Origin of the sequence: Adhaeretor mobilis (genome assembly GCF_007741515.1) — a bacterium.
Lineage (GTDB): Bacteria > Planctomycetota > Planctomycetia > Pirellulales > Lacipirellulaceae > Adhaeretor > Adhaeretor mobilis.
This window is the reverse complement of the sequence record NZ_CP036263.1, coordinates 1,630,190-1,654,931: the sequence shown is the minus strand read 5'-3', so window position 1 is coordinate 1,654,931 and position 24,742 is coordinate 1,630,190. Positions and strand designations below refer to the sequence as shown.

The following is a 24,742-nucleotide window of genomic DNA, read 5'->3' as shown; positions in this document are numbered from 1 at the left end:
AATCCCTGCCGGAACTCGCTCCACTCGTTCCGGCCTACGAATTCGCCTCCGATTTTCAATTAGCACCAATGCCTGAAGACCCCGCAAAAACGATTGAGACGCTCCGGCAGGAAATCCGCCGGCACGAGCGGCTTTACTACGTAGATGCGACTCCGGAGATTTCTGATCAAGAGTTCGACCTGCTGCTCAAAGAGTTGGAAGAAGTTGAGGCTGCCCATCCAGAACTGATTACCGCAGACAGTCCTTCGCAGCGAGTAAGCGGGCAGCCGATCGATGGGTTTGAAACCGTACCTCATGCCCAGCGCATGTACTCGATCGACAACACGTACAATGTCGAAGACCTCACGAAATGGGCGAAGCGGTGCTTTGAAGCACTTGATCCGAGGCTGGTTGAACTTGCCTCCGAATCAATCGCAATCGACAACCAGGAAACTGAGGTAAAAGGGCAACGCACTGCTGAGGCTAAAGCGGTACGAGAAAAAGCGAATTTGCAGCGTGAAGCGTTGGCAAGTCGAACTAGCGATCATTTGGATGCTGCCAGCGCTCATGGCTACCCGTTGCCCGGTGGCTACGTAACCGAGCCAAAAGTCGATGGCGTGGCAATAAGCTTGCGCTACGAGAACGGTTTGCTAACGCAGGCGATCACTCGCGGCGATGGCACGCACGGCGATGATGTGACGCAGAACGTGAGGGCGATTCGCTCGATTCCGCTCAAACTGTCAGCAGTAGGAAAGGTACCGCTGCCAGCGATTTTAGAGGTTCGCGGTGAAATTTTCATGCCGCAGTCGGAATTCGTGCGTCTGAACGAAGTGACGGTAGCAGCCGGAAACGAGCCGTTTGCCAACCCTCGCAACTCCACAGCGGGCACGCTCAAACAGCTCGACCCGCAGATCGTTGCTGAGCGGCGCTTGCAATTCCTCGCCCACGGAGTGGGCGAAATGAGTGCGGAGGCTGCGGAACAAATCACCTCGCACAGCGAGTTCCTCCAACATGCTGCCAGTTGGGGCATTCCTACCAATCCGCTCAATCAAAGGTGCGAATCGTTACGAGAAGCCATCGACGAGATTGAGAAGTTTGAGGATCAGCGAAACGAGCTCGCCTATGCGGTCGATGGCGTAGTCGTGAAGGTGGATAGCTACGCTGCTCAACAACATATGGGATTCACGAGCAAAGCACCGCGCTGGGCGATTGCCTACAAGTACGCGGCTGAACAAGCGGAAACCACGTTGCTGGAAGTGCAGTGGCAAGTCGGCAAGACAGGCAAGCTGACCCCGCGAGCAAAGATGGAACCGGTGCTGGTGGCCGGTACGACGGTGCAACATGCGACGCTCCATAACTTTGGCGAGATCACCCGCAAGGATATTCGCGTGGGTGACCGGGTGATCATCGAGAAGGCGGGCGAAATCATCCCTCAGGTGGTTCGGGTGGTGAAAAACAAAAGGCCGGACGGCTTGAAAGAGATGAAAGCACCCGAAGCATGCCCCGAGTGCGCTGGCGAAGTTGAAATCGCCTTCTCCTCTGCATCGGATGGCGAGACCGGTCGCGAAACAGCCCGCTACTGCATCAATGCTGAGTGCCCGGCTCAACTGCGCGAACGGCTCATCCACTTCGCGGGGCGGGGACAAATGGACATCGACGGCCTTGGGGAGAAGGCGGTCGAGCAGCTCACCGAAGCGGGGCTTATCGGCACGTTCGGCGATGTGTTCTCTCTGCATGAGCGCCGTGAGGAAGTTCTCAAGCTAGAACGCATGGGCGAGAAAAAGGCGGACAACCTGTTTGCTGGCATCGTAGCCGCCAAGGATCGCGGCTTGGCTCGTGTGCTGGCCAGCCTAGGCATCCGTCACGTGGGATCGACGAGCGGACGAATTATCGCGGAACATTACGGCACTCTGGACGCCTTAAGTAAGGCGACGGCCGAAGACATTCAGTCATTCAAGGCGAACGGCAGCGAATCAGGCATTGGCGAGGAAATCGCCAAGAGCTTGCACCATTTCCTCCACAGCGAACGCGGCCAGCATGTGTTTGCCGAGCTCAAGGAAGCAGGCGTCGATCTCACGATGCCTCAAACAGAACAGGGTAGTACGCAAAAGCTGGCTGGCAAGTCGCTAGTCGTGACCGGTAAGCTCACGCGGTACACTCGCGAAGAAATCCAGGAGCTCATCCGCACCCACGGCGGTCGCGCAGCGAGTAGCGTTTCAAAATCGACCGACTATCTGATCGCCGGCGAAAAGGCGGGCAGCAAGCTCACCAAGGCAGAACAACTGGGCGTGAAGGTACTCAACGAGGCCGAGTTTCACGAGATCCTGCAAGATACATAGATTCCAAGAGACGTAAAATATTGAGGCCAGTTTTTTGACTCCCCCTGAGACTCAAGACCTTCCCTGTGAAACAAAGCTGCAAAGATGCCTAACCATGCTGAGAATTCTACCAACTTCGATGCTCTTGATATTCGCTCTGATATCAAATGCTAGCGGCGATGAGCGCCCCAACATTATCTACATATTGGCGGACGACCTGGGCTATGGTGATCTGAGCTGCCAGGGTCAGGAAAAGTTCACGACGCCCAACATCGACGCACTTGCTGCCACAGGCATGCGGTTCACACAGCACTACTCGGGCAGCACCGTGTGTGCCCCTTCACGGTGTGCGTTGCTCACCGGCAAGCATACGGGGCATTGCGTAGTGCGTGGTAATGCGGAAGTAAAACCTGAGGGACAACAACCCATGCCGGCTGATACGCTCACGCTCGGCCACTTGTTGCAAACGGCTGGCTACAAGACAGGCATTTTTGGCAAGTGGGGACTCGGTGCACCGGGCTCAGCGAGTGAACCGCTACTGATGGGCTTCGACCGCTTCTACGGCTACAACTGCCAGCGGCTTGCGCACCATTACTACCCCTACTTCCTGTGGAATGACCGCCAACGCGAAATCCTGTGGGGCAACTTTGGGTTGGAAGAGCAAGCGTACGCCCCCGATCTCATCCAAGAGCAGACGCTGAAGTTCCTTGAGGATAACCAAAAGCAGCCGTTCTTCTGCTACTACGCGATGATTCAGCCGCATGCCGAGATGTTCGCTCCGGAAGAGTACATGGTCAAGTATCGTGGGAAGTTCTTGCCGGAGAGTGCCTACAAGGGTACCGATGGCGGTCCCAACTATCGCAAAGGTGGCTATGGTTCACAGCCGGAAAGCCACGCCGCCTTTGCTGCGATGGTGAGTGTCATGGACGACGATATTGGTGAACTCATCGCAAAATTGGAAGAGCTGGGTATTGCCGACAACACGCTGGTCATCTTCTCCTCCGATAATGGCCCTCACCAAGAAGGCGGGCATGATCCGGATTACTTCAACTCCAACGGCCTAGGACGCGGTCACAAACGCGATCTCTACGAGGGCGGCATTCACGTGCCGATGATCGCTAACTGGGCAGGAAAAATCGAAGCCGCCAGTGAGACGGCTCACCTGAGTGCATTCTGGGACGTATTGCCTACCATTGCGGATCTCGTTGGCGTAGCCCCGCCGCACGATTGCGACGGTGTTTCCTTTTTGCCGACGCTCTTGGGCAAAGAGGGCCAGACGGCTTCAGAATACTTGTACTGGGAATTCCACGAAAGGAAGGGCCGCGAGGCCATCCGCTGGGGCGATTGGAAGGGAGTGCGTTACAACGTGGATCAAGACCCAAATTCACGCCTGGAGCTTTACAACCTTAGGAACGACCCGTCAGAAAACAGCAACATTGCGACTGGCTATCCCGAGGTCGTCGAGAAGCTCGACAGGTTCATCCAGGAGGCTCACAGCGAGTCGCCTGTAGAGCGTTTCCAGTGGCAGGGTGAGCGCAGAGGTATGCAGGGTGCCGAAGCGAAACGGAAGTGATAGCACGAGTGATTCCCAGCGTGAATGACCTTCTTATGTCCGCCTGTTTTGCCTACTCTCCGCTGCCGCGTAGCAGCTGCTTTCCAGTGGCTATTTCTCGCTGAAACGAGGCTACCGCAAGCCATGCTTGCGCGACCGTACCGCCATGGAAGGGCACAACCTGCGATGAGAAGCTTACTTTTTCTACTACTTCTCTCAGCCCTCTTCACTGAAGCGTCAGCATTGCATGCTGCGGAAGAATTCGAGGGAAGTCCCGCCGTCGCACAGGCAGACCAGCCCGTACCGACCCCTGAGGAGCCCAGCGCAGACGAGCCTCTTGCATTCACCGCTGAAGGAATAAGTGAGTCTCTCAAGGAACTTAAGGCAAAAGCAATCGAGGCTGACAAGCTCAGCGAGGAAACTCGAACTGAAGTCGCCGAGCTTTGCGACAAAGCACTGGCGAAGATTGCGGAAAAAGAAAAACTCGAAGCGGCCGCCGCCGCGTTACAAAAGGAACTTGACGAGGCAGGCGAAAAGTTAGAGAGCCTGCAAAAAGAGTCTTCCGAAATACACGCCGAACCCAGTGATCTCGCCCAACTGAACGCGGAAGAACTCCGCGGCAAACTCTCTGCTGCTGATCTCCAAGTCAGCAGTGCGCGGGAGAAAGTTCAAAAAGTCGCCGCCGAAATCGAACGGCGCGCAGCTCGTCGCTTGGTACTTCCCGACTTGCTAGCGAAGTGTCGCGAACAGCTAGACAAGAACGTACCAGTTCAGAAAGAGGCTGCTGCAAGTGTCCCCCCCTTGTTGAAACAAGCTCGGGGTTTATATCAAGCAGCACGTCTTAGCTTTTTGCAACAGGAACTGCAATGGCTTGAGCAAGAGAACCGCACCTATGAAGCAACCGGTCGACTTTCGTTGGCTAAACGCGATGCGGCCGAGAAACAATTGCAACTAGCTAGCGAGCAACTCAAGCACGTTCAGGAGCTCAATGCGAAGTCCCAGCGGATCGAGGCAAAGCGTCAGGCGACCGAGGCTCGCCGTACGGCTGTTAATGCCCACCCGGCTGTCAAGGAAGCGGCTACACTCAATGCGGTGCTTGCCGAGAAGAATCAAACGCTGGTCAGGCGCATGCAACTGGTTGCGAAACGCATCGCAGCTGCTCGTGAACTGGGCCAAACCATGAAGCGGCGACTCGGCGACGTCAAGAAGCAGGCCGAGTTTGCCGAGAATTCGCCAGCCATTGGCGTCATGTTGAGAAGCCAACAGGATCAAATGCCGGAGCTGGGATCACTGCGTGAACGGCTCAGGACTCGTCCCTTGGAAATATCCCAGTTAAGCCTCGATGTCTACGAATGGGAAGTTCAGCGCAATAGAGCACTCAACGTCGACAAGGCCGTCGAAGAGGCGGTTGTGGCATTCGAGGCATCCTCCTCGGATACGCTTCCAGAAGAAGTCATTGCCGAGTTACGCCTAGTGCTCAATAGCCGGGTAGAGATTCTCGCCGAACTCTTCAGCAATTCTGGAGACTGCGTAACAGATTTGGAAAAAGTGAATACCGAAGAAGCAAAAGTAGTCAAGGTTACCGAGGAACTGCAAAGCTTCATTGCGGAGCAAGTTCTGTGGGTTCGTAGCGCTCCGACACTTTCCCTCGAAGACGTTGACTTCACGAACACCTTCTGGAGCAGTGTCCCCGGGCGGCTCAACCAAACCAAACAGCTCGTTGCAAATCTACTGGCTGACGCTAAGCAAAATTCTCACTGGTGGGCGATGGCGACCTGCGTCACACTGGTCTTACTAGTCGGAAGGAGAAAAGTTCGAAGTATTCTCCGAGCCAATGGAGAATTGGCCGCCAAACCAAGCGCCACGCTCTTCCGACCGACGATTGTCGCGTCGCTGGCAACACTATTCCTTGCCGCGACAGTTCCGGTTGTCTGCGGATTCATAGGTTGGCGACTGTGCCGCACGAGTGATGGCTTCGCGTGTGCTGCGGGTTGGTCGCTGGTCTGGTTTGCCGCAGCCTATGCCATGCTGAACCTAGTAAGGCATGCCTCGCGTAGCAGCGGCCTGGGGACCAATCACTTTGGTTGGGACGCAAGGGCTCTGTCTGCCATTCGCCACTCAATGCGATCACTCGAGCTCATTGCCCTGCCACTGCTGGCGATTGCAGTGGGAGTTGAGATCGCTGGAGACGAACAAACCATCAACTCGATCGGACGGTTATCGCTTATCTCAGCGTTGGTCGTGATCGGTGTCATTTGTTTTCGCTTGCTTCGCCCACGCGGACCGCTGGCTTCAAGCTTGGCCTCGACCAGTAAAAACTCTTGGCGAACGCGATTTGTTTCCCTGATCCCACCGCTGGCGACTTTGGCAATCCTCGGATTGTTGGCCGCAACGATCTCCGGCTACCACTACACGGCCATGCAGTTGACACGGCGTGTGTTTGGCTCTTGTGTGTTTGTCTTCGCTTTCCTAGCACTCCGATCTTTGTTGATGCGATGGTTGTTGGTCTCGTACCGACGCGTCGCAATCCAGCAGGCAAGAGCCAAGCGCAAGGCTTTGTTAGAGGCACAGGAAAGCAAGACCGCCGACCAGAAAGCTGTCGAAGTAGAAACGCACTTTAATCTGGGCGATATCAACCAACAGGCACGCAATCTAGTTGGAGTTGGAGTCGGGTTGGCTTTTGCGTTTACGATGCTCTGGAATTGGAGCGAGGTGCTGCCGGCACTCGGCGTTCTTGACCATGTTGAATTGTGGACCAGCGGTCTCGCACCCAGCGATTCCGATGTCGGTACGGTGTTTGTCACGCTTGCTGACGTTCTACTCGCGTTCGGCATCTTTGGGTTTACTTGGTTCGCCGGGCGCAACCTACCTGGCCTCCTTGAAATCGCCGTGCTGCAGAAACTGCCACTCGACGCAGGAGCACGCTACGCGGCAAGTTCTGTGACACGCTACATGATCATGGTCGTTGGTATCGCACTAGGCGTGAGACAACTGGGCGTAGGTTGGCAGAGCGTCCAGTGGCTCGTTGCAGCGATGACGGTTGGTCTAGGTTTTGGCCTGCAAGAGATTTTCGCCAACTTTGTGTCAGGCATCATCTTGTTGTTCGAGCGTCCGGCACGCGTGGGCGATACTGTGACTATCGGCGAGATCACTGGCACGGTAACGAAGATTCGCATTCGCGCGACTACTATCGTCGATTGGGACAACAAAGAACTAATCGTCCCCAACAAGGATTTCATCACTGGCAACTTGGTGAATTGGACCTTAACAACCCCCAGCCTAAGGCTAATTGTAAAGGTAGGGATCGCCTACGGCAGTGACACACGGCTGGCTACGAAACTACTTTACCAAGTCGCCACGGAGAATCCCAACGTGCTGGCTTCGCCCGAGCCGTTCGTGATGTTCGATGCGTTTGGTGAGAGCAGCTTAAACTTTGAGCTGCGAGTTTTCGTGAACGATTTGACAATGTACCGTCGTCTGAAACACGATTTACATCTACTGATCGACGATCTATTCAAGCAGCACAATATCGAGATTGCCTTCCCTCAGTGCGATCTGCATTTAAAAACCCTGCCTGCGGCGGCTCACAAAATCTTTGCTGGTGCAACCGAAACGCACGCTCAGGACCCCGAGAACATTGCCGCATAGGACCTACGCCAAGCGCCCTCTGCCCCTCAGCTCGATCAACCCTCCCCGGCCGCTACCGCGTCCGACCCTCCCAGGGGGAGGGTCGGACTTGGACTCACAGCTTCTGCGGGCGAAACCCCTCCCTTTGGGAGGGTTGGCCTCTCGGGGCCGGGGAGGGTTGATTGACAAGGCACGTGCCGAACCACGTCCGTAAGCGTCCAACTGGTCTTACGCGGCCAGTTTCTCGGCAGGAATCCGTGTTGTTACCCGCAATCGGCATTGCTTGTTAGAATGAAAGGTAGAGAAGTTGCGCCAATTGTGTACCACTTATCCCACGGAACAGAGCCATTACTATTTCAGATTCTACGCCTGTGTGCAGATGGTCCCGTTGCGCCTTGCTGCTTATCGGCAGCGGCCTCCTTGCAGCCGCTTCTGCGCGTCCCGCTTCAGCCACCGATATCGTACTCTCCGATTTCAATAGCACAGGTTTTAACTACACGTTTAGCGGCTTCAGTCAGTCGATCGGGGCAACCTCGGTAACACTTTCTGATCCCGTGGACGACATCGGCGGCGCTGGTCTCAACCTGAGCTCACCGCTAGATCTCTCCTCCTTTGCCGATGGCCGAATCGTGGTCGACATGTTCACCAACCCGGGGAACTCCGGCGATCAATTCCTGGTGGAACTCGTCGACTCCGCGGGCATCACGGGCAAGTGGGGTTTCGACTCCTCATCGCTGGGAACAGGAACCCCCGGGACGCTGGTTGCTTCGACCACACTTGCCAATCCCACGAGTTCCGTCGGTAACTTCCAGCAATTTGATTTTACAAACGTCACAAAGTTCCAGGTACTCGGGACGTACGGTTCGTTAGCTCCATTTGACATGAGCTTCGACCGCGTTCTGATTTCCGACACTGTAACTGCTCCCCCGGCCTACGCGGGCGCGGAACCGGACGCCCCTTGGCGAGCTGTGGCCGATGCACGGATCGCCGCCAATCGCATGGACAATATCCAAGTGAATGTGAAGGATGCGCTGGGTAATACGCTCTCTGGCGCAAACGTCTCCGTCGAGATGACAGAGCACGAGTTCGGCTTCGGATCGGCCGTCGTGGGATTCCGGTTACGCGACAACAATCCAAGTTACGCTACCTACAAACAGAAAACAGCCGAGCTGTTTAACATCGCGACGCTCGAAAACAATCTCAAATGGCCACCCTGGGATGGGGAGTGGGGAAACCTCTACTCGCAGACCGGTGCGCAGGACGCCGTAAATTGGCTCGCTAGCAATAGCATTGATGTCCGGGGGCATACCATGGTGTGGCCTGGCTACGACGTACTTCCTAACTCAATTCAAAATCTACTCGATCAAGCTCCCCTGAACGCTGCTCAGCAGACTCAGCTCCGTAACGCCGTTTCAGCACACATTGCCGATGTGGGGGGCGCCTTTGCCGGCCAGCTTTCCGCGTGGGATGTGATTAACGAGGTGCGCGTCCACCACGACATCATGGACAATCTACCCGAAGGCGATGCGGTCATGATTGATTGGTTCACCCAAGCAATGGCGGCTGACCCAGCGGCTAAGCTTTTCTTAAATGACTACGGGATACTTGACTCAAGCGGAGCGACCAACACCGCCAACCAGCAGTTGTATTTCGATACGCTTGAATATCTCCAAAACAATGGTGCACCAATCGATGGAGTTGGCTTCCAGGCGCACTTTGCAGTGGACGACACGACACTCAACAACGATCTCACCGGACCCGAACAACTTTGGACAATTTTCGACCGCTTCGAGCAATTGGGCCTCGACATGCAGATTACTGAGTTCGACATCAATACCACGAACCAGCAGTTGCAGGCAGACTACACACGCGACTTCTTAACAGCCGTATTCGCCCATGAGGGAATGGACGACTTCGTCATGTGGGGCTTCTGGGAAGGCGCTCATTGGAGACCCAACGCCGCGATGTTCAACCAAGATTGGTCAATCAAGCCCAACGGGCAGGCGTTCCTCGATTTAGTATACGACGAATGGTGGACCGACGAAGATTTGATCGCGGCTGATGGCTCGATCAATCTTGACGGTTTCAAAGGAGAGTACGAAGTCACGATCATGCTCAACGGCCAAGAACAGACTGTCACCGCGACGCTCACCGAGGGGGGCTTAGTGCTCGACGTAGCCCTCTCGCTACTCAGTGCGGACTTCGACGGCAACGGCGATGTTGATGCTGCCGATCTGGCTACCTGGCAAGGCAACTACGCTACTGCAAGCGGCGCCATCCAGCCTCAGGGCGATGCCGATGGAAACACAAGCATCAACGGGCTCGATTTTCTCACGTGGCAAACCCAGTACGGCGACAGCGCAGGGGCTCTCTCTAATGCCGTACCTGAGCCGTCGGGGCTCTTGCTGGGTCTATTAGTCGTTGGTGCCATGGGACGAAGCCGTCGGCTGAGTACGCCCTACTAGCGATGCCCCAAACCACTTCGCCGAAACCTATTTGGCAAATCCATTAGGAACACGCGACTAACTGAATAACTTTCAATTCAGACCTGGCGTCGTAAGTTACTTCTGCATATAGGGTTGCGGAACAACAGTTGTCGGCAGTTAGCTATCAGGACCTGGCAATGGACCATCGTGTGGAAATCACATCCTACTTGTGTTAGAACCCTGTAAGGAAGATTAGTGGCAGGGCCAGTTTTCATGAGATACACCCGCAGCAAGGGGTGGACTTTGGGCCCAGCCGACCTACGCGGAACAGGGTTGGGCAAGACGACGCGACGGGTCACCGAGAAAAACTTTTATTCTCAAGGATGAGAAGCTTCTTTTCTTATGCGATTCTGCGCTAGAAGCTTTCCAAGACCACGATCTCAGCGTTTGCTCTACGATTGATTTGGTAGACGCAAGAGACTTGGCTGTTAGCCGAAATTTCGTTGATAACAGTCAGGTTTTGTGCTGATTTTCAGCCTAGTCACCCAACCTTGATTGTCTCATGAATCTACAAACGCAATCTCCCAAAGCGCCGCAATCCACCCACTGCATTCTTGGCTCTAGTACTGAAACCAAGCAGCTTCGAGCGGATATAACGCGAGCGGCTCCATTTGACTCCAATGTATTGATCACAGGACCTAGCGGCTCTGGCAAAGAGCTGGTAGCTCGAGCAGTACACTCACAAAGTGCCAGGGCAGCAGAGCCTTTTGTTCCAGTTGATTGCGCCTCATTAGTTGGCGAGCTGATGGCTAGTCAGCTTTTCGGGCATGTCGAAGGTGCTTTCACGGGCGCGACATTCACTGCACTAGGCTGCTTTCGTGCGGCCAACAAGGGCACTTTATTTCTCGACGAAATTGGCGAGCTAGAACTGTCGCTGCAAGCACGTCTACTTCGCACTCTGCAAGAACGAATCGTTTCACCCGTGGGTAGCCACGAGGGGGTTCCCGTTGATGTTCGCATCGTGGCTGCCACGAATCGCGACTTGGCACAAGAAGTCGCAGCTGGCCGATTTCGCGAGGATCTCTATTATCGACTCAACGTCGTATCTATTGTGACGAGCCCACTTCACGAGCGTCGTGACGACATCCCTGAGATATCGCAATGTTTTTTGGAATTGCTTGCCCAACAAGGCATGCCGCGATGCGTGATTTCGCCGGGTGCCCTAGAAGCCCTGCAAGAGTTCTCCTGGCCGGGTAACGTTCGGCAACTAAAAAACGTGCTTGAGCAGGCGGTTATTGCCAGTGATACCGAGTTGCTCACACGCTCAAATCTCCAATGCCTTCTCACCCAAGCAGATTGTACAGAAATTCCGCAACACGAGTGTGGCAGGGTTTCCTCGTCGATGGTTGCGGACTCAGCTAGCGATACCTCCGAGACTGGTTGGACCACCCTGGCCCAGTTGGAGCGAGATCATTTACTGTCTACCCTTGAGCACACCTACTACAACCAGAGTGCGGCAGCGAGGCTGCTAGGCATCAGTCGTCAGTCGCTGATTCGCCTGATAAAAAAGTTTGAGCTAACAATCCCAGATTTACCTGGCAAGCTACCACGAGCTAAGTAGAGCCCCCACCAACACGATCATCCATAACGCCGTCGCCTCCGTTGAAGCTATGATTTGATTCGAGGCTCACGCATCTCGCTGCCTTTGCGTGACAGGTACACTCCGCGCACTTCTGCGCACTTTTTGCATCCCTTTAGAAGCGACATCGCGTTACTGCGCAGTCAATGCTTGTCCGAAAGCGGACACTTCTGTAGCTGCGCACGATAAGTTGGCATTCGGAAATCGGACTGTTCTGTCGCATCGCCGGACAAGGCATTGTGTGGAACCATCCTACCGATTCGCGCGCCAGTGCCACTCGCTTTTTTCTTCCTGTTCTCTCTACAGGACTTAGGTCGATCGGCGCACTGAATGTCGCAGGTTTGGTCCAGGCTTTGCGATTGCTGTCTGCCGAAAGATGTCACAGCGTTCGCTGCGGTTGAACTGCACCACAAGATTCACCGGCTTCAGAATTCGCTGAAACAGTCAATACTCACTTCGCTTCCGAGTGATCTCATGCCAACCACAACGTCTGCCACTACCGACATACGGGTAGTCGATCCGCGCCCAGACGACTACTCGCAACTGGCTGCCGAGTTGGCGGCTAGTGAAGTTCGTATCCATATCGCCACCAGCGGCGAAGAAGCCCTGCGCCTGCCGGCGATGACTGGTGTGGGGCTATGGTTGATAAACTTCAAACTTCCCGACATGACCGGCGTCGAGCTGCTCTCGCAGATTTGCGAGCGGGATAGGAACTCCGCTTGCGTTCTCATTAGCGATATCTATTCCGCCGCTGACGAAATACAAGCCCGTCATGCGGGCGCGACTCTCTACGGCTGCAAGCCTCCTCAAGCCGCTTGGTTCAGCGCTATGCCAGCGTTGCAACGTCTCGATCAACGCGACCACCTCGCCCATGGTCCACCTCGACCTCGGGCATCTTCAGCTAGGATTTCCACGCCCATCGTAGACGCGGCTGTACGAAGCAAACCAGATTCCTGACTGCCACCTACACACTGCGACTTTCTACCAACCCACTTTTCCGACTCTCAGGAGCATTCCCATGGTCAATTTCATCAATCCAAAGTCAGACGCGCTGTTAGATGCCTACGAAGATGTCGAGCACTTCGAGCGGATTCGTTGCAATCGAGAAGGCGTGATGCCTGTCTCGCGCACTCGTGCGGCAGCAAAGGGTCGGCGGCGCAATAAACCGCCTAGGCGAACCCACCGTGCTCCGCAGCATTGTCATGGCGTCAAGTATCGCCACAACCATCGCTGGATGCGCGGAACTGAATAAGCTACCCGTCGCTTCATCCCAATGGCGCAAGTAACAACCTCACCCTATCAGGAAATGATCTCATGAAAACGTGCATCTCTAGAGGCTCACCCTTCTACCTAATCCTATTTGCATTGTCCTCCCCAGTATTGGCGTTGCCTACGCAGGTCGTGCATTTCGACACGCCGGATTGTGATCCGCTGCTAATTCCCATGAACGTCGATGAACTTGGGGACGTATCGATTTTTCCGTCGGACGAAGCATTGACGTCCGGCGACCTAGGCCAATCGACTATCGTGCCCTGCCCACCCAAGCATCTGGGCGGTCCCAATGCGATGATCGATATCCGTAATCTTTCCGGCCGATCTTGGTCGGAAGTCTGGTACGTCGCCAGCCCGGGTACTTCGATCAGCAACTACGATGGTGAAGCGAACGATTCGGCTTTTTCGCCACTGCGAGAGGCGTTTCGCATCGACAATCTCGTCGCAGATCCAGGTGGATCGCATCATCCGCTCCTCTTTGAGAGTATGAATCCCGACGGCATTTGGGAGCCCTTCGAGTCGTGGCAGTTTGTGCTACAGGACTACGTGAACTCTTCCGGACTGCCGCCAAACGCAATCAACTCGCTTGGTGTTGGCAACGCATCATCGCCTGACGCTTCGGGAGCAATCACGTCTTCCGGCAGCATCATTGCCATCGAGCTCATTCCCGAGCCGGCAAGCATCGCGCTACTTCTCATGGGCCTAGTCGGGATTGGTACAGCTCGCCGTCATGCAGTCTGACTATCCGCACAAGCCACGATTTAAATCACCTCAGTAAATCTAAACCCTCATTTTCTTTGAGAGGATCGAACTCATGAAGCTTCACACACTCGCTTTGTCCACACTATTGACACTTGCTTTGACTTCTTTCGGCAGTACGCTGTCGGCCGCCATCCTTACCGGCTCTGGCGGCAACTTGCCGATTCCCGTCCCCAACCCCGCCTGGCCACCGGGGCAAGCCCCGCTGCAGGTCTCCTTTGGGCCTGGGTTCACAGGAGCCTGGGGAGCGGGAGTTCATCCCAACTGGCTGGGAGGTTTTGTCGCCAACGGTCCCATTCCCAGCGCCTTTAACACGGGCACCATTCGATACGACTTCACAACGCTTCCGTTGGGTTATTTGCCGTCCGGCACATTTATGATTTTCGGTGATGTGGATGGTGGTTCGACACTGGCGGAGCGTTTCGACCTCCGGGCTTTCGACTCTGCCAATGCTCCAATCACGACCGAATGGTTGGGAGCAACAACCGGGCCCAACACGGTTCACGCCATCACCGGTACGGGCACGGGAACCGCGGGCGCCATCGTGCCAGGCAACATGCCAGGCTGGGATTGGAACGGCATCAACCCCAATACCTACCGCGTCGCTGGCTCAACGTTTGGCGGCAATCCCAGTGTGGCAGTCGCCCTGGTAACCAACCAGCCGATCTACCGACTGCAACTCAACAAGCCCTTTACACACTACGGCTTCGGCCTGCAGGCCCCTCTAGTGCCAGAACCTAGCAGTATTCTGCTCACGCTAACAACTGGCATCGGTGGCGTTGCAACTCGCCGGCGACGGAGTTTGTAAATATGTGGCAGGCGAAGGAGGGGGGCTCGCACCCCTCCGACCGCAGATCGCGACTTTGGCCCAACTTCGATTTGATCTCACACTACATTTACCACTTATTTCCTCTGGAGAAGTCTCATGTCTACACAAAAACTTGCTACCTCACTGTTGTCGCTCGCTGCAGTCTTCGCTGTCACATCACAGGCCTCAGCGGTGCCAACACCGATGATTCACATCGATACGCCGGGCGACTGTGACCCACTGTTCATCCCGGATGATGTCCACGAAATCGGCGACATGATCGAGTTCCCCACTGACGAGTCGCTATTCTCGACCGATCAAGGACCAACCTCACTGGCGCCGTGTCCTCTTCAGGACGACCCGAGCGTTCTCAATCGAGTTGTCGAAATAAGAAACACCTCAGGAATCGACTGGCATGAAGTATGGTACGTCGCCGACGAGGAAACGACCATCACGAACTACGACGGTGAAGCCAATCACGGCATACCCGGCCTGGCGCCCGCGCATGAAGCGTTTCGGCTAGACCACAAAGTTTCCGACCCCGCCGGAAGTCACCATCCGTTGATTTTCGAGAGCATGACGTTCGATGGCATTTGGGCAGCGGGCGAGGTCTGGCGATTCATTCTGCAGGACTACTCCAACACCCTGGGACTTCCCGCCAACGCGATCTCTTCCATTGGCGTTGGTAGTGTGTCGAGTACTCCCGCGACAGGAATCATCGATTCCTCTGGCAGCATCATCGCTGTAACAGCAACCATTCCAGAACCCCTAAGCGGTACGCTACTACTGTTCGGCTTCGTCGGACTTGGCGTCACAGTGCGCCGTCGCTAGTCGCTTACCTGATTAGCGGACTAAACCCTCTCCACAATTTGTAACAACAAGCTTTTTCGAAAGAAGAACAATGAACATCAAACGCATAGTTTTCCCGAGCTTCGTGCTCGCCGTATTGGCAGGAGGCAGGGTCGTCCAGGCGGGCGAGATTAGCGGCTTCACTTGGTCGTCGGGGGTGGCATCGGTGGCAGGAGTCTCGATCTCGCCGCCTCCGTTTCCTGGCAACGATGATGTTATCGGGGACTCAGGAAACGTGCAGGTCGTCGCTCAAAAACATTACACGGGTATCGGTCCTGTGGATATCCAGTTCGACGTTTTCACGGCAACGCCCCCTGGGGGAACGACTGAATACTTGTTCCAAGAAGGCGTAGATAACAGCACGCCGTTCGACTGGTCTGGCTACCGTATTGAGCTTGGCTTCGGGATGGGAGCAGGGTTTGTGCCATCGACACCCGGTGATGGGCTTGATTTTGACGCACCCGATTTCAGCTCGCCGCCCGATTTCAGCACCTTCTTTAGCACCCTCGATGTGTGGACCGAAGACGTCATCCAAGTGAGCGGCGGCTTACATCCCAACGGCGGCGGTTACAGTCTTCCCCCGTACGAGTTCACGATCGACGTCCCCGATGGCATCACGTCGTTCACGCTGCGTCAGTCGCCGATTGCCGCTGTACCCGAACCTACATCACTCGCACTCTTGGCAGCTTGCGGACTGATTGCATTCCCTCGTCGCAGACGAAGTCAATGAACTATTGCACCTGGAGCACTACCATGAAAACTCGCCATTCAATTTTGATTGCCGTTGTCTTATCGATTTCCAGCACCCTACTAGTCCACCGTAGTGCTCATGCAGCGTTAGCTACGTTTGACACACTGACCGAAGGCAACCAAGGGGCAACGCTAACCGACGGCGGAATTAACTTTTACGATCCGGTATTTACATCAGGGGGATCGACCGTATTCATGGCCGAACAAGCGGATGCTACCCTCAGTGGGCCGTTTTTTTCGCCCAACAATGTTCTCGGACAAGGCGGATTTGCGCCGGGTTCGGGAGCCGGATTCCCCATCATTGGCGCCTTCAAGATGAACACGGGCAACGTGGAAACTTCGATCAGCGTCGAATGGTTCACGCTCGTTTCCCCAAATACGGCTGGCAACTCAATTCACCTCGACATCTCACTTGGCGGGACCGTCGTTGGCGGAACGTCGATGGTGTTGTCTGGCTCGGGCATCCAGCACCACACACTCGCCTTGAGTGGCACGCCCTTTGACGAAGCAAGAATCTATGGAACGGGAAGCTTCCAAAACGGCGCGTTTCCAGGATTGTTTGACAACATTCGCATTGAGGCTATTCCTGAACCGACTTCGTTCGCGATTCTAGCCATTGGCGGAATCGCTCTCTTCACCACATCGCATCGTAAATCACGTCAGCAATAAGGATTCCACCTATGAACACCCAACCTCTCAAGATCGCATTAATCCTCGGCTCCGCTTGGCTTCTTGCTTCAACGGTAGCCTTTGCCCAAGGGACGGCTTCGTCGCCGTCGACGGTGCACGAAGTCGATCCGAGCACCAACACTGTCTGGATAGGGGGACCGAACGATCTTATCAATGGACCCGCGCCCTATCCCATCGATCTCGACGCGAGCGGAGGACCTTGGAGAAAGCAGATATATAGTGGCCCCATCGCTGGGTCGGGCGGTGGCATACTCTTTCGAGAAACCATCCTCAATGCCGGCACCGAACCGTGGACCGACTGGCACGAAATCAACGTAAATCTCGGTTCGCAAGTAGGCATCTGGGGCACGAGTAGCGTCACGGACTTACGGATCAATGGAACGTCTATCGGGTTTACAACCTCGGTAACGGGAACCATGATCCTTGATGTCGATAGCTTTTCGCAACCGGTACTCCCCGGTGACGTTCTGGAGATCGACAAGCAATTCGCACTGACGACAGCCCTCTTCTCTCCACCGAACACGCTGCTCTACACATTGTTAGAGTTCCCCACCAGTACGATTCCCGAACCAACTACACTTGTGCTACTCGCCGTTTGTGGCGTTGCCCTTTCCGGCACACGACGTCGCTAACCCAACTCATTCACCCATCAGACTCCCTTACCATCCGACCACAATCCAAGAGCCCCCTGTCATGCAACGTTTATTCCTTATTGCCTCCTTCGTCTACTTGCTCGCATTCACTACCAACGCGTCTGCCGCCATCGTTCCCACCCACGACGCCACGATCGTCGCCAATGGCGACGCGCCCGACGACGGCATGAATCTCACACTCGACACCAGCACTAACCGCGAGTGGCTCGACCTAACGCTTTCTGATGGCATGTCGTTCAACTCGGTGGCCGCACAACTTGGACCGGGAGCAGTTTTCGAAGGTTTTCAGATTGCATCGACACCCGAGGCTGTCCAGTTTCTACAGAACCTAGGTCTCTCGACGACCTTGTTTCCGGGGATGACCGATCTTGCCGACGGGGGCACAGCAGCAGCGGCCGCGATCGGTTTACTCGGTGAGAGCGGCCTAGTCGGCGGAGTCAGCTTCAGTCAGGCCACCACAAGCGAAGCATGGCCCGGCCCAGGCAACCAACGCGTCATCGCGATTCGCAACAACGGTGTCACCTCGACTATCCAAGCCGGCGGAGTCGGCTCGGCAACCGCCGGTGCACAGATCGGCCACTTCCTCTACCGATCGACCGTTCCCGAGCCCGCCTCTGTCGCCCTGTTCGCTTCATGCGGATTCGCATTACTTGCGTCACGACGTCGCAATCCTCTCTCGTAGCCGCATCACTTTTACATAACCAGCAGCACTCTTAACTAATACTCCAAGATCTGTATTGATTCGTTGCGCGCTCAATTCGGTTTTTCACCGACGATCTACCCGTATGACCAGCATCACCGCATCCGCACAGCGTCAGTCTGCAAATACGAAGGCAACTTATTCCCCCGACCAACTCGAGCGAATCCTAAACCGGCAGGCGTGAAGCCCTGGCCGCGACTGTTCCAGAACCTACGGACCAGCTGAGAAACGGAGCTAGCGAACTACTTCCCGTTGCACGTTGTGACCGAATGGCTAGGGAATACGCCCCGAGTGGCCGACAAGCATTATCTGCAAACCACAGACGCCCATGATGAGCCAGCAGCCACCACTACCCACGATGGCTCTGGAGGTGGTGCAACAGGTGGTGCGGTCAGCGTCGGTCAGCGGTTGAATCGCACCGACAGTTACACCACCTCGACTCTACAAAACACGAAAAAAGCGGTAATACTCGGGGAAAGTACTACCGCTTCAGCTCCCCCGGTAGGACTCGAACCTACGACTTAGTGGTTAACAGCCACTCGCTCTACCAACTGAGCTACAGGGGAATGGGTGGCAAACTCTCAGACGTTGCCAGCGATCCCCAGTTTATTCACTGGAGACGGTACCAGCAAGAGGGGAGGGGGTTTCGAGGGGTGGGGTTCGTGGAAGCGGACAAACTTTCCCCCTGCTGCCACTCTCGAATCCCTTCGACTGGAGAGGTTAGCATCAGGATACTGAGTAGCAAACTATCCCGGATTATGATGATTAGGGCAATCTCAATCGCTACAAACAGAACGATCGTCCACCGCCACCCGAAGTATCTGGCCACAATCCAACCCAAAATGCAACAGACAATGTCGCCCAGGCTGTTGATGAGGGCATCGCCCCGATATCCGACTGCGACGGTTGCCGTGCGGTAGCGGTCGATGACAAGGGGCGTGTTTTCGAGCACTTCCCAACCTGCTTCAATCAGGACCGTAAGGGTAAGCTGCCACGAGACCGCCCGCGTAGAAGCTGTCCATTTCTCGAAGATCCAGCCGATGAAGAGGCAGAGTACCAGACCATGCTGGAAATGGGTAATGCTGTAGGGATCAGTGAAGTGCTGCGAAGTGTGCGAGCCAGCTGCGTCGCTGATCCAGAAAAGGAGGCTGCCACAATGACAAAACAAGGGCTGCCCAAGCCAAAGTAGGACGCAGAGAGCGACTGCCACAATCAGTAGACTGGGACCGAGGACCCAGTTGGTCGAACGGGGCGCATTCGGTAGGTCGGCTGCACGGTTTTGGGATGTTCGTTTTCCCCTATTAAGCACGTGCGCGCACCGCTTGCCGACTTAGACGCAGAGACGTTCCGCCTGGTAAAGCCTGCTACCCACCTGGAGTGGTTTCGTCTCCGCGGCGCTTCTCGATGGTCAAGCAGTTGCCGTGCTCGTTGTACTCGCAGATCGTCATGTAGGCCTTGATCAGGGCTAGTCCCCTACCACCGGGGACTTCTAGACGGTCATTGTCGCGGCAGTCGGGCACGTCTTTGGGGCAAAACCCAGGACCCTCGTCGCATACCTGGGCCCAGAAGACGTCCTCGCTTAGGCGACATTCGACTTCTACGCGTTTGCTGTCATCCTGTTTGTTGCCGTGTCGAATGGCGTTGCTAATCGACTCTTCCAGTGCCATGTGAATCGCAAATAAATCCGGCTGAGTTGGCCAGCCTAGCGACTCAAGTTCCGTGAGTACCGATTGCACGAACTCTTGATAGCTATCAAGAGAGCTTGGTAGTGACTCTTTGAATACGCTTGGGCTGGGGTCCGCTGACATACGGTTGACGCAATCAGGAGGCGACACGGAAGGAGAAGTTCGAAACAGTTTCGATTACAACACGGCAAGCCCATCGGCTTCGGTATCTTTGATCTCGAACAGCTTGTCGAGATTAGTGATAGCAAAAACTTGGAATATCTCTGGTGAGATATTGGTGAGGATCAGCCTCGACCCAGCACGCTTGGCTTTCTTATCAAAAGTGATGAGTTTACCCAGCGCCGCACTGGAGAGGAACTCGATATCGGAGAAGTTGAGCACCAACTTCTTTCTATCGTCCTGCTCGATGAGATCGAAGAGCTCGGCGCCCAGTTCCTGAATCGACTCTGGGTCGATGATTTTTGAGTCTTTGAATCGCACGACGGTGACTGATGCCGACTCGCTAACATCGATACGTTTGGTGTTTGTCATAATTCGCTTCTAAGCTTGCCTTGGACTTTGTTTGGTGGGCAGATTCCTGCCAGTCAATACTACCGACACGGATCCGACGACATCCATCATAGCGAACATGGAGATCTACGGCGAGGATGCCATTGGGAGATTCAGGGCAACTGAAAAGTCAATATTGGGCGTGATTGTAGGTGACTATGCCGTTCTCTTGCACAGAATGCCCGTCAGTAAGCCCGACTCTCAGTGCTCTGGCCTAACGGCAGTCGCCTTGTAGACAGCCCTTGAGATCAAAACATGGTTCTTGCCGGAGTACTCGGTGATCGTTCCGCTGACGCTCCACCACATGTCCTCAGGCTTGTCGGCCGCTTGGAGAGTTGCCACGATTCGTTCGAGATTTAGATTAGCTAGGCTGCCCAGTACATGCCCTTGCTCAGTGCGAAAAGTCGCTGACTGGCTCTTGAGTTCGAAATGTCCCAACCAACCCTCGATACGAGTCCCTTCGCGCAGCCGACGCTTGCCCGACTTGCTGGCGAATCCCGAATCTTCGCTGTGAACGACGCTGCCGGATGCCTTGGGACTCAATCCCGTACGCCCCTGCACTTGTGGAAGAAACGTCGCGAGCAGCGTCAAACAGCACACGCTCAGGATTAGGCCATCGGGGCGCTGGAAGAATCGAGTGTGATGTGGCATGTTGGGACAACTTCTGCGGGAGAAATTCTGCTAGGCAGAGGACTTGGAGCAAAGCAGGTAGGTAGGGCGCCAACTACGGCTTACGCATCGCGAGGCTTTGCAATACAAAAACCGACCCCACGGAGAGCGTACACCAGCCGAGCCAAACCGGTGGGTGAATGACCTTCTGCGGCGTAGCACCCAAGTCACTCGCCAGGCCGTACAACGAGGCATCGGCGTCCGTGGCGGTGTTTTCTGCCAGGAATTGGGTCGTCTCGCGATTCAGGACGTATTCCGTGACCATGCGGAACTGGAGGCCCAGGAGCAATAAGAAGATGCCGATGAAGAACCATTGATTGCGATTGAATTCCACGCTGCGAACCTTCGATGCAAACAGGAGACTCAGGCCACTGGCGCCTCCTGCGCACGGCAAAGCTCCGCACATCCTGTGCGTCGCTACAAGTAGTTATCGAAAGAATCCGAACCTGCAGTACACGCTCACTCAGCAAGTGAGCAATGCGCCTGTATTGCGGCAGAGGTGGATAGTAGCGATTGCGACAAGTAGACGATTGCGACGCTTAGAACGGTTCCTGCGGAGCGTCGCGTGCATTCAGCTGTATTGCTCAGCGTCCATTCTGGGGACTACCCAACAGCCGGTCGATGCCATTCTGCAGGGTATTGTCCATGGTAGAATCCATCAGCTCTTCCTGGCCCGACTTCATCATCGCCGCTGCCAGATTAGGGTGATCGAGCCAATCTCGTGGCCCGAAGCTGCGGATATCTACGTACGTAGAAGCTATTGAGGACTCTGCTTTCGGCACGAGATGCATGCCATCGGTAGCGCGTACCAAGTGATAGTGCAACGCCATGTAAACGAGAGCGCCACCAACAAGCATGCCTGTAATGAAGGTCGAGATACGTTTCATGGCTCTACTTTCGCTGGAAATGACGTGGCGGTTAGGCGAAGTTTGCCTGGGTGGGTATAAGGATAGTTTCATGCATCCTACCCCACCAATACGAATGCGGCTTGCCTAGAGTTCGTAGAATTCATAGATGGTTTGCAACCTACGTTTGCAGGTAAAACGTGTTAGGTAGCTTCTGAGGATTGAGTCGGCGAAGCTAGGGTCCCGCGCAACGCGTAGCCCAGGAAATTAATCGTCCCATGGCTGGCACGCATCCGCTCGATCGTAAGCCACTCCAATGGTGGAAAGTGACACACCATTCCGCAGCAGGCTTGTACTGGCAACAGCAACCAAGCCGTTGTGCTTCCTTTAGTCGACTTCATGGGCTCGGCAAGGGAACTGCCGTACTTGGCGAAATAGCCTGATTTGCACCTTGGCTTAAACGCTTTGCGTTCCGTTGTTGCACTGCCGCTACTAAGCAGGTTTTTGAGTCTCGCACGAATCGCGATTGGACTCTGCGAGCTAGGGGCTTAGCAAGTTTCAATAACCGGTGCTGCGGCCGTGAGAACGCACGAATTTGGTACCACACTTGGCCTTCAGAATCTTGGGTGATAAGGAAACGCTCTATGCCACACTCAACGTGAGCAGCCAAGGTGGCGTAGGTGAATCCGTAAGCTCGAACCGCCCGACTGCCAGCAACTTGAGGTGACGGACTATTGTCGTCGAACAATTCTATAATTCGGCAAACGTTTTTCCACCAGATTCCATAGGCTCTGGCGAGTACCAGGACGACCGTCCCAACCTGAAGAGGAGCCTTTGGTGGAATGAGCTCAATCCACGACTTGGGATACATCTCCCAGCAGCGCAGGGCGTCGCAAGCTGCGCGGTAAGTCTCCTCTCCCTGGCCCAGTAATACGCGGTTATCATCAAGTTGAAACCCAACCGGGGGGCTTCCATCGAGGCGAGTTTCGACAGGAAAGGTCAACGGCTGTTCCTGTTGGTGCTCATAGAAATTGTGCAGCTGATTGTCGCTTGGTTTCGTGATTGACCACTGCCTAGCGATTGTGGTTTTCATAGTGGGATGCATGCTTTCGATTGCGCCCACAAAGACTGGGCCACCTCAGATACTATTGACTAGGATGCCTGCCAGAGTGCCTACCGCGACGATGGCAGCCGATTAACCAATCGACGACTGCCCCCGACGGTAGCTCTACCCATCTAGTTGTAACGACCGTAGCGAACAAGCATAGCTTTGCTGGGAATTCCTGCAATTCGCTCTGGATCGCCTCGAGGTTTTCCGTGCGAGTCCCCCCCGCTGGAAGCCGAAAAATCGTTTAAGTAGCGTTCTCTCCATGACTTCGGTCGCGTCAGATTGCTTGACATAAGTCGCCTACCTGTCAAAGCTGGGAATTGTGGAAGTCTTTTCCTCAGCCGTCGAAGGAGGCTTTAAGCTAGAATCGGATAAGTCGCAGGCGGAGAGCAATCGTGCAGGGAATGGACGTGGCTTTGTATCTGAGTTGCTACGATAACTTCGCGACGCTGCTCATGGACACTACTGAGATAACACATAACTGAATTGTCATAGATCGAATGCCCCTGCCCAAGACTTACCTGCGTCTTACACTCAGCGGATGCCTCTTGGCAATCGCCGGCTTGACGCTAGTTGGTTGCCGAGACAAGCCAAGTAGTTCCGCCCAAAATGTTCGCGGCACAACCAGCGGTCCGCGTCGTGTGGTGGCCCTTGGACGGCTCCAACCGGCCGGCGGAGTCATCTCCATCAGCGCGATTCCCGGCGAGCGGATTGAGTCCTACGCGATGCATGTTGTAGAAGGTGGCCAAGTTGCCGCTGGTAGCAAGCTAGCCGTGCTCTCTAGCTATACGCTCCGCAGCAAGCAGGTCGAAGCCTTGGAGAAGAAGTACGACCTGGCACAGAAGCAGCAGAAGTACGAGAAGGGTGGCGCCCAATTGCAGGTCTATCAAGCCACCGCTGCTGTTGCAGAAGCGACTGCGAAAATCGCAGAAATCAACTCGCAGAAAAACAAACTCAGTGGCCTAGGAGAAGCAGCTGCCATTGCGACTGAAGACGTCCAGCGGCTTGCTCAACTCCAAAGGCAAGATCCCGAGTTGGTGACACCTCATGAGCTACGGCGCAAAGAGAATGAGGCAGCCCGCGCTCGCAACGAGCATCGGTCCTTGAAAGACAGTCTGCTGGCAGCAGAGACGGCCGCCACAGTTGCTTTGGAAACGGCCGTGGCGAGTAAGGCGCTTGCCGAGAGCAATGTGTCGCAACTTACTGACATCGATCAGTCGGAAGTCGTCAGGTTGGAACTGGAGGTCGCGCAGCAAACGGTCCAACAGTCGGAATTATATGCACCCGGTGCTGAGAATGATCCGCCGCTAACCATTCTGAAAAAATTTGTAGAGCCGGGTGAGTTCATTACGCAACTACCCGTGCTGCAAGCGGCTGATTTAAGCACGATGGTCTGCATCGCGGAAGTCTACGAAGGTGACCTCACGCAGATCAAAGAGTGCCAAGAGGTGGTCATCACCAGCTCTGCTTTCGACTCGAAATTTGCTAGCGGAATTAGAGGCAAAGTGGTCCACATCGGTTCGATGATCGGCAATCCCGAGCTGACCAATCGTAACCCATTGGCCCCCAGCGATCGCTCGGTCGTTGAAGTCCGGATCGAGTTCGATCCCAAACGCGACACCGAAGAGGAACGCGAGAAGCGGCTCATCGCTGTGACCAAAGAAGCGGCCGCCAGGGTGGGCCTGCAAGTGACCGTCGAGTTTATCCCGGTCGACAAGAAGGCGCAAAAATCTAACCAGCAAGCCCAAGGAAAGAGTGAGGCGGAAGTGGAAGAGCCCGCAGACGCGCCGGCAGAAAGCCCCCTCGACGTCGATACTGAGTGCGAGAAAATCACGGCCAAGTGAGAACCCCTCTCCCCCGTTAA

General features: G+C 55.1%; 24 protein-coding genes and 1 tRNA gene. 16 read left to right on the top strand and 9 right to left on the bottom strand.

The genetic code is table 11. The features are described from left to right. The first annotated feature begins 68 nt into the window (after positions 1–68). From ligA to HG15A2_RS06410, 15 genes are all read left to right on the top strand, one after another. A complete protein-coding gene (gene ligA / locus HG15A2_RS06480) occupies positions 69–2,318 on the top strand; it encodes an NAD-dependent DNA ligase LigA (protein ID WP_145058980.1) in 2,250 nt (749 codons plus the stop codon). 94 nt (positions 2,319–2,412) lie between these two features. Next, positions 2,413–3,870, top strand: a complete 1,458-nt coding sequence (locus HG15A2_RS06475) for an arylsulfatase (RefSeq protein ID WP_145058978.1) — start codon at positions 2,413–2,415, stop codon at positions 3,868–3,870. Between the two features lie 165 nt (positions 3,871–4,035). After that, the gene (locus HG15A2_RS06470; RefSeq protein WP_218932363.1) at positions 4,036–7,497 is read left to right on the top strand and encodes a mechanosensitive ion channel domain-containing protein; all 3,462 of its coding nucleotides are present in this window, start codon (positions 4,036–4,038) and stop codon (positions 7,495–7,497) included. A 350-nt stretch (positions 7,498–7,847) separates the two neighbouring features. Beyond that, entirely contained in the window at positions 7,848–9,941 is a 2,094-nt protein-coding gene (locus tag HG15A2_RS06465) for an endo-1,4-beta-xylanase (protein WP_145058974.1), read from the top strand. Positions 9,942–10,464: 523 nt separating this feature from the next. Further along, on the top strand, positions 10,465–11,523 hold the full coding sequence (locus HG15A2_RS06460) for a sigma-54 interaction domain-containing protein (protein WP_145058972.1): 1,059 nt from the start codon (positions 10,465–10,467) through the stop codon (positions 11,521–11,523). A 492-nt stretch (positions 11,524–12,015) separates the two neighbouring features. Continuing rightward, a complete protein-coding gene (locus tag HG15A2_RS06455) occupies positions 12,016–12,498 on the top strand; it encodes a response regulator (protein WP_218932362.1) in 483 nt (160 codons plus the stop codon). A 61-nt stretch (positions 12,499–12,559) separates the two neighbouring features. Further along, complete coding sequence (locus tag HG15A2_RS06450; RefSeq protein ID WP_145058968.1) at positions 12,560–12,793, top strand: hypothetical protein; 234 nt, start codon at positions 12,560–12,562, stop codon at positions 12,791–12,793. Between the two features lie 62 nt (positions 12,794–12,855). After that, on the top strand, positions 12,856–13,554 hold the full coding sequence (locus HG15A2_RS06445; protein ID WP_145058965.1) for a PEP-CTERM sorting domain-containing protein: 699 nt from the start codon (positions 12,856–12,858) through the stop codon (positions 13,552–13,554). A gap of 73 nt (positions 13,555–13,627) precedes the next feature. Further along, a complete protein-coding gene (locus HG15A2_RS06440) occupies positions 13,628–14,380 on the top strand; it encodes a PEP-CTERM sorting domain-containing protein (RefSeq protein WP_145058964.1) in 753 nt (250 codons plus the stop codon). A gap of 117 nt (positions 14,381–14,497) precedes the next feature. Next, complete coding sequence (locus HG15A2_RS06435; protein ID WP_145058962.1) at positions 14,498–15,211, top strand: PEP-CTERM sorting domain-containing protein; 714 nt, start codon at positions 14,498–14,500, stop codon at positions 15,209–15,211. A 70-nt stretch (positions 15,212–15,281) separates the two neighbouring features. Beyond that, positions 15,282–15,959 (top strand): PEP-CTERM sorting domain-containing protein, encoded by a 678-nt coding sequence (locus tag HG15A2_RS06430; protein WP_145058960.1) that lies wholly within the window; start codon positions 15,282–15,284, stop codon positions 15,957–15,959. Positions 15,960–15,982: 23 nt separating this feature from the next. Further along, positions 15,983–16,648, top strand: coding sequence for a hypothetical protein (locus tag HG15A2_RS06425; RefSeq protein ID WP_145058958.1), 666 nt, complete (start codon positions 15,983–15,985; stop codon positions 16,646–16,648). An 11-nt stretch (positions 16,649–16,659) separates the two neighbouring features. Continuing rightward, the gene (locus tag HG15A2_RS06420; protein WP_145058955.1) at positions 16,660–17,301 is read left to right on the top strand and encodes a PEP-CTERM sorting domain-containing protein; all 642 of its coding nucleotides are present in this window, start codon (positions 16,660–16,662) and stop codon (positions 17,299–17,301) included. A 61-nt stretch (positions 17,302–17,362) separates the two neighbouring features. Then, positions 17,363–18,004, top strand: a complete 642-nt coding sequence (locus HG15A2_RS06415) for a hypothetical protein (RefSeq protein ID WP_145058953.1) — start codon at positions 17,363–17,365, stop codon at positions 18,002–18,004. 279 nt (positions 18,005–18,283) lie between these two features. Beyond that, a complete protein-coding gene (locus HG15A2_RS06410; protein WP_218932361.1) occupies positions 18,284–18,547 on the top strand; it encodes a hypothetical protein in 264 nt (87 codons plus the stop codon). Here the strand turns inward: HG15A2_RS06410 and HG15A2_RS06405 are convergent. From HG15A2_RS06405 to HG15A2_RS06365, 9 genes are all read right to left on the bottom strand, one after another. After that, positions 18,516–18,588, bottom strand: a tRNA-Asn gene (locus HG15A2_RS06405). The two genes, HG15A2_RS06410 and HG15A2_RS06405, sit on opposite strands and share 32 nt — an antisense overlap. Before the next feature lie 44 nt (positions 18,589–18,632). After that, complete coding sequence (locus tag HG15A2_RS06400; protein ID WP_261342152.1) at positions 18,633–19,232, bottom strand: DUF2585 domain-containing protein; 600 nt, start codon at positions 19,230–19,232, stop codon at positions 18,633–18,635. 154 nt (positions 19,233–19,386) lie between these two features. Further along, entirely contained in the window at positions 19,387–19,857 is a 471-nt protein-coding gene (locus HG15A2_RS06395) for an ATP-binding protein (protein WP_145058947.1), read from the bottom strand. A gap of 27 nt (positions 19,858–19,884) precedes the next feature. Further along, positions 19,885–20,238: an STAS domain-containing protein gene (locus HG15A2_RS06390; protein WP_145058945.1), complete on the bottom strand. Its 354-nt coding sequence runs from the start codon at positions 20,236–20,238 to the stop codon at positions 19,885–19,887. Between the two features lie 219 nt (positions 20,239–20,457). Next, positions 20,458–20,907 carry a hypothetical protein gene (locus HG15A2_RS06385; protein WP_145058943.1) on the bottom strand — a complete coding sequence of 150 codons (450 nt, stop codon included), beginning with the start codon at positions 20,905–20,907 and terminating at the stop codon, positions 20,458–20,460. Between the two features lie 73 nt (positions 20,908–20,980). Then, entirely contained in the window at positions 20,981–21,259 is a 279-nt protein-coding gene (locus tag HG15A2_RS06380; protein ID WP_145058941.1) for a hypothetical protein, read from the bottom strand. A 250-nt stretch (positions 21,260–21,509) separates the two neighbouring features. Next, positions 21,510–21,812, bottom strand: a complete 303-nt coding sequence (locus tag HG15A2_RS06375) for a hypothetical protein (protein WP_246117896.1) — start codon at positions 21,810–21,812, stop codon at positions 21,510–21,512. Between the two features lie 161 nt (positions 21,813–21,973). Continuing rightward, entirely contained in the window at positions 21,974–22,171 is a 198-nt protein-coding gene (locus HG15A2_RS06370; RefSeq protein ID WP_145058939.1) for a hypothetical protein, read from the bottom strand. Then, positions 22,168–22,863, bottom strand: a complete 696-nt coding sequence (locus tag HG15A2_RS06365; protein ID WP_218932359.1) for a DUF1990 family protein — start codon at positions 22,861–22,863, stop codon at positions 22,168–22,170. Before HG15A2_RS06365 ends, HG15A2_RS06370 begins: the two co-directional genes overlap by 4 nt. A gap of 515 nt (positions 22,864–23,378) precedes the next feature. Between HG15A2_RS06365 and HG15A2_RS06360 the strand changes: the two genes are divergently transcribed. Further along, a complete protein-coding gene (locus HG15A2_RS06360) occupies positions 23,379–24,722 on the top strand; it encodes a hypothetical protein (protein WP_145058935.1) in 1,344 nt (447 codons plus the stop codon). Positions 24,723–24,742: the final 20 nt, after the last annotated feature.

Excerpts from the sequence above, each read along its gene's own strand:
- ligA (WP_145058980.1), top strand. The coding sequence starts at position 69 with ATGCCTGAAGACCCCGCAAAAACGATTGAGACGCTCCGGCAGGAAATC.
- HG15A2_RS06475 (WP_145058978.1), top strand. The coding sequence starts at position 2,413 with ATGCTGAGAATTCTACCAACTTCGATGCTCTTGATATTCGCTCTGATA.
- HG15A2_RS06470 (WP_218932363.1), top strand. The coding sequence starts at position 4,036 with ATGAGAAGCTTACTTTTTCTACTACTTCTCTCAGCCCTCTTCACTGAA.
- HG15A2_RS06460 (WP_145058972.1), top strand. The coding sequence starts at position 10,465 with ATGAATCTACAAACGCAATCTCCCAAAGCGCCGCAATCCACCCACTGC.
- HG15A2_RS06455 (WP_218932362.1), top strand. The coding sequence starts at position 12,016 with ATGCCAACCACAACGTCTGCCACTACCGACATACGGGTAGTCGATCCG.
- HG15A2_RS06450 (WP_145058968.1), top strand. The coding sequence starts at position 12,560 with ATGGTCAATTTCATCAATCCAAAGTCAGACGCGCTGTTAGATGCCTAC.
- HG15A2_RS06445 (WP_145058965.1), top strand. The coding sequence starts at position 12,856 with ATGAAAACGTGCATCTCTAGAGGCTCACCCTTCTACCTAATCCTATTT.
- HG15A2_RS06440 (WP_145058964.1), top strand. The coding sequence starts at position 13,628 with ATGAAGCTTCACACACTCGCTTTGTCCACACTATTGACACTTGCTTTG.
- HG15A2_RS06435 (WP_145058962.1), top strand. The coding sequence starts at position 14,498 with ATGTCTACACAAAAACTTGCTACCTCACTGTTGTCGCTCGCTGCAGTC.
- HG15A2_RS06430 (WP_145058960.1), top strand. The coding sequence starts at position 15,282 with ATGAACATCAAACGCATAGTTTTCCCGAGCTTCGTGCTCGCCGTATTG.
- HG15A2_RS06425 (WP_145058958.1), top strand. The coding sequence starts at position 15,983 with ATGAAAACTCGCCATTCAATTTTGATTGCCGTTGTCTTATCGATTTCC.
- HG15A2_RS06420 (WP_145058955.1), top strand. The coding sequence starts at position 16,660 with ATGAACACCCAACCTCTCAAGATCGCATTAATCCTCGGCTCCGCTTGG.
- HG15A2_RS06415 (WP_145058953.1), top strand. The coding sequence starts at position 17,363 with ATGCAACGTTTATTCCTTATTGCCTCCTTCGTCTACTTGCTCGCATTC.
- HG15A2_RS06390 (WP_145058945.1), bottom strand. The coding sequence starts at position 20,238 with ATGACAAACACCAAACGTATCGATGTTAGCGAGTCGGCATCAGTCACC.
- HG15A2_RS06385 (WP_145058943.1), bottom strand. The coding sequence starts at position 20,907 with ATGCCACATCACACTCGATTCTTCCAGCGCCCCGATGGCCTAATCCTG.
- HG15A2_RS06375 (WP_246117896.1), bottom strand. The coding sequence starts at position 21,812 with ATGAAACGTATCTCGACCTTCATTACAGGCATGCTTGTTGGTGGCGCT.
- HG15A2_RS06370 (WP_145058939.1), bottom strand. The coding sequence starts at position 22,171 with ATGAAGTCGACTAAAGGAAGCACAACGGCTTGGTTGCTGTTGCCAGTA.
- HG15A2_RS06365 (WP_218932359.1), bottom strand. The coding sequence starts at position 22,863 with ATGAAAACCACAATCGCTAGGCAGTGGTCAATCACGAAACCAAGCGAC.
- HG15A2_RS06360 (WP_145058935.1), top strand. The coding sequence starts at position 23,379 with ATGCCCCTGCCCAAGACTTACCTGCGTCTTACACTCAGCGGATGCCTC.